6 protein-coding genes are annotated in these 8,054 nt (G+C 55.5%); 3 read left to right on the top strand and 3 right to left on the bottom strand.

Going from position 1 to position 8,054, the window contains the following annotated elements; genetic code table 11:
- The first annotated feature begins 152 nt into the window (after positions 1-152).
- Entirely contained in the window at positions 153-1,337 is a 1,185-nt protein-coding gene (locus tag ADB08_RS09150; RefSeq protein ID WP_015382061.1) for an IS256-like element IS3503 family transposase, read from the top strand.
- A gap of 66 nt (positions 1,338-1,403) precedes the next feature.
- Here ADB08_RS09150 and pbp2m read toward each other — a convergent pair whose 3' ends face one another.
- From pbp2m to ADB08_RS09165, 3 genes are all read right to left on the bottom strand, one after another.
- Positions 1,404-3,185 carry a penicillin-binding protein PBP2M gene (gene pbp2m, locus ADB08_RS09155; protein ID WP_049172619.1) on the bottom strand — a complete coding sequence of 594 codons (1,782 nt, stop codon included), beginning with the start codon at positions 3,183-3,185 and terminating at the stop codon, positions 1,404-1,406.
- Positions 3,186-3,298: 113 nt separating this feature from the next.
- Positions 3,299-4,129, bottom strand: coding sequence for a serine hydrolase (locus ADB08_RS09160; protein ID WP_012360808.1), 831 nt, complete (start codon positions 4,127-4,129; stop codon positions 3,299-3,301).
- On the bottom strand, positions 4,126-4,986 hold the full coding sequence (locus ADB08_RS09165; protein WP_012360809.1) for a LysR family transcriptional regulator: 861 nt from the start codon (positions 4,984-4,986) through the stop codon (positions 4,126-4,128). The genes ADB08_RS09160 and ADB08_RS09165 overlap by 4 nt, the downstream gene beginning before the upstream one ends.
- A 114-nt stretch (positions 4,987-5,100) precedes the next feature.
- Between ADB08_RS09165 and ADB08_RS09170 the strand changes: the two genes are divergently transcribed.
- Together ADB08_RS09170 and ADB08_RS09175 are read left to right on the top strand one after the other, a co-directional pair.
- The gene (locus tag ADB08_RS09170; protein WP_016421371.1) at positions 5,101-6,681 is read left to right on the top strand and encodes a helicase-associated domain-containing protein; all 1,581 of its coding nucleotides are present in this window, start codon (positions 5,101-5,103) and stop codon (positions 6,679-6,681) included.
- Positions 6,682-6,834: 153 nt separating this feature from the next.
- On the top strand, positions 6,835-8,019 hold the full coding sequence (locus ADB08_RS09175; RefSeq protein WP_015382061.1) for an IS256-like element IS3503 family transposase: 1,185 nt from the start codon (positions 6,835-6,837) through the stop codon (positions 8,017-8,019).
- Positions 8,020-8,054 lie beyond the last annotated feature (35 nt).

The following is an 8,054-nucleotide window of genomic DNA, read 5'->3' on the forward strand; positions in this document are numbered from 1 at the left end:
GGGTTAAGTAAAGAAAAGTGTGTCCGCATGCCACCATAACCCCAGACCACACACCACAAATCACCAAAGAATAGCTCCCCGAAAGCTATTACCCACACCATCCCACACCTCCGGCCACATTTGTGCTAACCGCACACCGGTTGGATTAAAGGATGACCACCAACCGCCCCAGCTGCCCACTATGCGGCAACAACACAAAGAAAAACGGCACCACCAGCAAATCAACCACCCGTTGGCGCTGCACCCACTGCGGACACTCCTTTACCCGCAACACCCAAACCCACAACAAAAACACCGCCACCATGGCTTTGTTCATCCAATGGGCCACCGGCACCCAATCTCTAACCACCTTCGCCGCACACCATGGCGTAACCAGGCAAACCATGCACCACCGATTCCGATGGTGCTGGTGGATCATCCCCACACCCACCATCGACTCATTCCGCATCCATGACCAAATCTTCCTCGACGCGACCTATCTAAAGTCCGGATGCCTCCTGATCGCAGCCAGTAAAACCCACGTCATCAACTGGACCTGGGCCAGACACGAAACCACCGCCGCCTACACCGAACTCCTACGCCCCATTGCCGCACCACTAATCGCAGTCACAGACGGCGGACAAGGTGCCCAATCAGCCATCCACCACTGCTGGCCAACAACACGCATCCAACGCTGCCTCGTCCACGCCCAACGAACAGTCCGCCGCCACACCACCAGCAACCCCCGCACCGATGCCGGCAAAACCCTCTACCGCCTAGCCCTGAAACTCACTCGCATCACCGACCTTGACCAAGCATCCACATGGGTCGCCCACCTGCACGAATTCGACCACACCTACCGGGAATGGATGAACGAGAAAACCACCATCAAAGACCCCGTTACCGGCGCCTACACCAAGGTCTACACCCACCAACGCGTCCGAGCGGCCTATCAATCATTGCTATCTCTGCACCGCAGAGACCTGCTGTTTACCTACCTGCAACCCCCACCAACAACCATCGACCCCGACAACCTTGCAGCAACAACAAACAGCCTCGAAGGTGGCATCAACGCCCCCATAAAAGAACTAGCCCGCAGACACCGCGGACTATCACTACCGCATCAACGCACAGTGATGGATTGGTGGCTGTATCTACATACAGAAGTCCCTGACGATCCGGTCAAGATCGCCAGGGACCAACGATGGGGTCAAGACGCACTTTCCACAGCAACAGACCTGATCACCCACAACACCACAGCCACTACCAATGACATCGGTGCACCAGCAGAATACGACACCGCCATCGACACCAGCTACCAACACAACCTCGGCATCCAAAAAGGCTGGATCAAATAACCGCAACACGCCCGGAAAAGACACACTTTTCTTTACTTAACCCGTGCTAGAGGTTATGACGCAAGTTTATTGAATTCCAGAGAATTTCTGAACATCCGGCGAGCGAAGGAAACGCCCGGCCATTTCCACAGCTGGCTGAGAAGAATCTCCTTCGATTACAAGGGACGCAATCGCCAATTCCCCTGTCGTTCCAGCGAACCAGCCATTGGAAAGCTTGCCATCAATTTCTGCTGTACCAGTCTTTCCGCCAAGTGCACTAAGATCACTCAACGACCTAGCTGAACCGTGGTCAATTGTTGATTTCATCATCGTCCGGAGGCTTTGAATAGTTGTATCGCTGACATGCTGGTCTGCCTGTTTATTCACTACTGTCTGTTCGCCTTGAATGAGCTGTGGAGGAACAAGCAAGCCGCCGTTAGCGACAGTCGATTGCATGAGCGCAATCCCAAATGGACTAGCTAGAACCTCGCCCTGTCCAATAGAAGCCTCCACACGAGGAGGTCCAGCCGGTGTCCGCGGCACCGAACCAGTAAGTGTGGTCATCCCTGGTACGTCGAAGTCGGAGCCAATTCCGAGTTCTAAAGCAGTCCGTTGCAGATCATCTTCTCCCAAACGATCCGAAATGACCGCTTGGGTTGTGTTACATGATTGGGCGAAAGCTTCTTCCAGTCGAACGCTACCTAGATCGAAGTCATGATCGTTGGGAATCGTGCGTCCAGCGACGGTGATATTGCTAGGACAAGGTAGTTCCTCATCCATGCTGACTGCCCCTGCCTCTAGTGCCGCCGCTGTGGTCACAGTTTTGAACGTCGATCCCGGTGGGAATAGCCCGGTGAGTGCGATTGGCCCTTGGTTATTTGCCTTGTCATTTTGTGCAACGGCAAGGACACCTCCTGTTCTAGGATTGAGCACGACTAGAACTGCGGCACGTTGCTCACTGTCCACTGCTTGTTTTGCTGCGCTTTGCAGTGTGTTATCCAGAGTGGTTGCGATTGGCTGAACTCGGCGAGGCGGCTCAGAGGCTACCGTCGTCATACCTTGTGAACTCTCAGCGCGTATCGACCATCCTGAATTAGCATCGAGCACTGACTCCCAATATTTGTTCAATTCAGCATCCAGCGGAGAGTTAAGAGTTTTGGACACGCTTAAGAGACGCCCCTGCTCCACAGTGGAAATTCCCTCAAAGGTCCTAAGTTGCTCTTGTATCTTCCGGAATTCTTCCTGCCTCAAAGTGAGGAGCACGGTGTCTTCATCCTGAGACTCTCCCAAGGTCTGCTCGATCCACTCCTTAGTCGTTGTGGGAGACACTGGTGCAAAAATCTGGGCCAATTCCTGCGCTCTAGAGGCTATATCTTTGCGACCTCGTACCTGAATAACTTTCGTCCAGGTCATATATTCATTGCCCAAGCGATCTTTAATTGGAAGATCGTACTGTTTATCTTCAGCAAAAAAGAGTGCGGAATCATCGCTCAACTGAGCTTCGAAGATCGAAGGCAACCATTGAGGCTTACCATCCTGTCCACTAAGGACGAGCCGACCATTGCTCTCCAACTCCACACCATCTTTGGACCAAGTCACATGAGTATTCTGCTTTCCATTGGAAATATCAGATTTTTCGATGTTGACCTTCACACCATGAAGTGACTGCCGAAATTCATGAAGGGCGCGCTCCGGGTCTGGATGATCCAGATACCGTGCAGCCTTGCTGTCATCTCCCGCGTTGAAAGCTTTGAGAAATACGTCTGAGTCTGATTCCCACGGTAGAGCTGAACAGCTGCTCAACATCACTGCGGAGAGCGAACAGAGTGCAATCACCGACTGACGGAAACGATTGTGCTTAGTCATCATGGGAGTGACGTTAAGTGAGACGCATTGGATGCCACCAATATCACATAATGCAATTGTCTCATTTCATTCACATATAGGCGATGGTAGAAGTGTGTATTCAAGTGGCAGAAATTCTAACGAAGAGCGTCCACGAGCAGTCTAGCCACTTCGCCAATAGCACCATCGTGAGTACTCATTGCTTGTTCTGGCACCACCTGTTTCAGCATGATGGACACCACAATGGGCTCCTCGCCCTCAACCTGGATAATCGAAGCTTCACCATGGAGAAGTCCTACAGTGCCCGTTTTTCCATAGATATCAACGCCGCTTGGAGGAAAGCCTGAAGGAACACGGTGACGCCACACCTGCAACCCCAAGAGTTCACACATAGATCGACGTACCGCTGCACTATCGTCTTTCCAAACCTGTTCCAAGTCATTAGTTATTTCCGCCAACGAAGAGACTGCAGAAAACGCTATATCTGTACTACTCCCCCCTTGGGATTGAACATATTGACGCAATTGTTTCTCCGCCGTCACTAAGCTATTCCGATCTTGCAAGTCATAATGAGGTGGAAACCGTTTAAGAAATGCTTCTCGAGCCCACGCAGGCAGTAGACGCAAAATCTCGTGGGCGGCCACGTTATCTGACACCGATGCGACTTGTTTCATTAAGTCTCGGAGACTCACGTTCACTGCGTCATCAAAGGCAGCGAACCCATACCCTTCGTAAGTTCCTTTGGACGGTGCAACGTCAACACGAAGACGAGGATCCAGATCACCTCGTTGAATCGCTTCCAAAGTGAGGTGGAGGAGCCGGATTTTATATAAGGATGCCACCGTAATTTTCTCGTCTTGTTTGCGTCCGATAGTCACCCCATCGTGCAGTCGCGATGCACACCACCATCCCTCACACCCCGACCGCGTCAACACGTTTTCCAGGGCCATCTCCATCCGTGCAGTCATTGGTTAATCCTTCGACAAATTCTTTCGGCGACCGCCATGGCCTCGGCGCCATTGTCCATCCCACCTCGGCGAACCACTACATCCACGGAAAAATCGAAACGGGAAGGAAGCTCAATAGCATTGTCAAACTGGTGAAAACCGCGAAATACCAAAGACATCCCCTCCCCTCTTCCAATCAATAAGCCCCTACCTAGAGCATCCTCTGAATCATTAATTTCGCAAGACACACCCGACCGAAATAGCTCTCTCGCCAAACCACTGGCTGCACTTGAATTGTCATTCAGGTTCTCCACCAGCAGATTCAATTGAGACAAGGTCTTATCCAACCTTGAATACCCCGGCGGCACCACTAGATCACGTGACAGAGAAAACTGCCTCGCACTGCGGTGAGTACCCAAGGGAACCGGAGCTTGAACAAGCCCCGCATGAATAGCGCCTTCTTCAACACGGGCAAGAATCTCAACAGAAGGCAGTGACGACAAAACTACTCCATCATGCTGCTGTGCCTTTGCTGCAATACGCGATCCTATCTCGCTTGGAAGCGCACTACTGATGGCCAAACGAAACCCGCTTTGCGCACCACTTCGGATACCGTCAATCATCGAATGCATAGTCTGAAGATCGCGATTAATCACCCGGGCATATGGAAGCAAGGTCAACCCTGCCTCGGTTAGTTTCACTTCCCCCGCCCCTCGGATAAATAGCGGTGTACCTACACCAGCTTCTAAGCGCTTAATGGCATTGGAGACAGGCGGCTGACTCACTCCCAGTCGCGCTGCCGCCGCTGTAAAACTACCGGTCTCCGCTAAAGCCACGAAATACTGCCATTGGCGCAGATTTCCCGTCTGAGCAATCATGGGTCTCAGCATAGTGGAGCACGAGTTCGCACCACTGCAGCGTAAAATGATGTCTTTGGCTTGAGCAACACCGTCGCGGTGGCGTCGATAAACAAAAAGGAAGTGACACACAGCGTGGGCATTGGAAACGGACCGCTCATTGTGCAGTCGGATAAGACCGTGCTGCTGGAAATCGACCACGAACAGGCGCAGGAGGCGCGCACCGCGCTGGCACCGTTCGCGGAGCTGGAGCGCGCGCCGGAGCACGTGCACACCTACCGCATCACCCCGCTGGCGCTGTGGAACGCCCGCGCGGCAGGGCACGACGCGGAGCAGATCATGGACGTGCTGGAAACCTACTCGCGGTTCCCCGCCCCGCAGCCGCTGCTCATCGACATTGCCGACACGATGGATCGCTACGGGCGGCTGAAGCTCATCAAGCACCCAGCGCACGGGCTCGTGCTAGAGACGACGGACAGGGCTGTGCTGACGGAGATCCGGCGTCACAAAAAGATCAAGCCCATGTTGGGCGCAGAGATCGACGAGGACTCGATCGTTGTGCACCCTTCCGAGCGCGGCAGGCTCAAGCAGGAACTGCTGAAGGTCGGCTGGCCCGCAGAGGACCTGGCGGGATACGTCGACGGCGAGGCACACCCCATCGAGCTGTCGCAGGAACACGAAGAATGGCAGCTGCGCGACTACCAGGAGATGGCGGCCGATAGCTTCTGGGAAGGCGGCTCGGGCGTGGTAGTGCTGCCATGTGGTGCGGGCAAGACGATGGTCGGCGCGGCCTCGATGGCCAAGGCAAAGGCCACCACCCTGATCCTGGTGACGAACACCGTCGCGGGCAGGCAGTGGAAGGACGAGCTAGTGCGCCGCACCTCCCTGACGGAGGATGAAATCGGCGAATACTCCGGAGAGAAGAAGGAGATCCGCCCCGTGACCATCGCCACCTACCAAGTGGTCACGCGCAAGTCGAAGGGCGAATACCGGGCGCTGGAGCTGTTCGACTCCCGCGACTGGGGCTTAATCATTTACGACGAGGTTCACCTGCTGCCTGCCCCGGTGTTCCGCATGACCTCCGACCTGCAGTCTCGCCGCCGTCTGGGGCTCACCGCCACCCTGGTGCGCGAGGACGGCCGCGAAGGCGACGTATTCAGCCTGATCGGGCCGAAGCGCTATGACGCCCCATGGAAGGACATCGAGGCCTTCCTGGATCGCATGTCCCCCGGCGGTCTCTCGTCCGTTCCCCAGTCCCTGCGGTATTTGATTGACGACGCCACCAGGGCATTCCAGCAGGGCTCCGCCACCGAACCCCACTCGGCTCGTGTCCCGTCTCGCGTGGATACTCCCCAGCGCAACATCATGGACATCACTGGGGACTCCACCGAGATCGCCTCGGAGATCGACGGCGCCGTGGAGGGTTTTCGCCGCGCCCACGACCAGGCCATCGCCGTGGACCCGGCGGACGGCACGAAGGCCTCGGACACCCGGACCTTCCGCTCGCCGCGGGAGATCATGTCCGAGCTGCGCCGCGCCTATACCGCGGGCACACAGGTGCGCCTGCACTACGTGGACTATGCGGGTGCCACCAGCCATGACTGGATCTCCATCGTGATGATGACCCCCTCCACCATCTCCGCGGTGCTCGAATCCACCGGGGAGAGCCTCACGATCCAACCCCACCGCATCGCTGCGGTGGACGTGCCGTGCTAGAGGGTTAAGTAAAGAAAAGTGTGTCCGCATGCCACCATAACCCCAGACCACACACCACAAATCACCAAAGAATAGCTCCCCGAAAGCTATTACCCACACCATCCCACACCTCCGGCCACATTTGTGCTAACCGCACACCGGTTGGATTAAAGGATGACCACCAACCGCCCCAGCTGCCCACTATGCGGCAACAACACAAAGAAAAACGGCACCACCAGCAAATCAACCACCCGTTGGCGCTGCACCCACTGCGGACACTCCTTTACCCGCAACACCCAAACCCACAACAAAAACACCGCCACCATGGCTTTGTTCATCCAATGGGCCACCGGCACCCAATCTCTAACCACCTTCGCCGCACACCATGGCGTAACCAGGCAAACCATGCACCACCGATTCCGATGGTGCTGGTGGATCATCCCCACACCCACCATCGACTCATTCCGCATCCATGACCAAATCTTCCTCGACGCGACCTATCTAAAGTCCGGATGCCTCCTGATCGCAGCCAGTAAAACCCACGTCATCAACTGGACCTGGGCCAGACACGAAACCACCGCCGCCTACACCGAACTCCTACGCCCCATTGCCGCACCACTAATCGCAGTCACAGACGGCGGACAAGGTGCCCAATCAGCCATCCACCACTGCTGGCCAACAACACGCATCCAACGCTGCCTCGTCCACGCCCAACGAACAGTCCGCCGCCACACCACCAGCAACCCCCGCACCGATGCCGGCAAAACCCTCTACCGCCTAGCCCTGAAACTCACTCGCATCACCGACCTTGACCAAGCATCCACATGGGTCGCCCACCTGCACGAATTCGACCACACCTACCGGGAATGGATGAACGAGAAAACCACCATCAAAGACCCCGTTACCGGCGCCTACACCAAGGTCTACACCCACCAACGCGTCCGAGCGGCCTATCAATCATTGCTATCTCTGCACCGCAGAGACCTGCTGTTTACCTACCTGCAACCCCCACCAACAACCATCGACCCCGACAACCTTGCAGCAACAACAAACAGCCTCGAAGGTGGCATCAACGCCCCCATAAAAGAACTAGCCCGCAGACACCGCGGACTATCACTACCGCATCAACGCACAGTGATGGATTGGTGGCTGTATCTACATACAGAAGTCCCTGACGATCCGGTCAAGATCGCCAGGGACCAACGATGGGGTCAAGACGCACTTTCCACAGCAACAGACCTGATCACCCACAACACCACAGCCACTACCAATGACATCGGTGCACCAGCAGAATACGACACCGCCATCGACACCAGCTACCAACACAACCTCGGCATCCAAAAAGGCTGGATCAAATAACCGCAACACGCCCGGAAAAGACACACTTTTCTTTA

The organism is Corynebacterium sp. 239_CJEI (genome assembly GCF_001055995.1).
Lineage (GTDB): Bacteria > Actinomycetota > Actinomycetes > Mycobacteriales > Mycobacteriaceae > Corynebacterium > Corynebacterium jeikeium_D.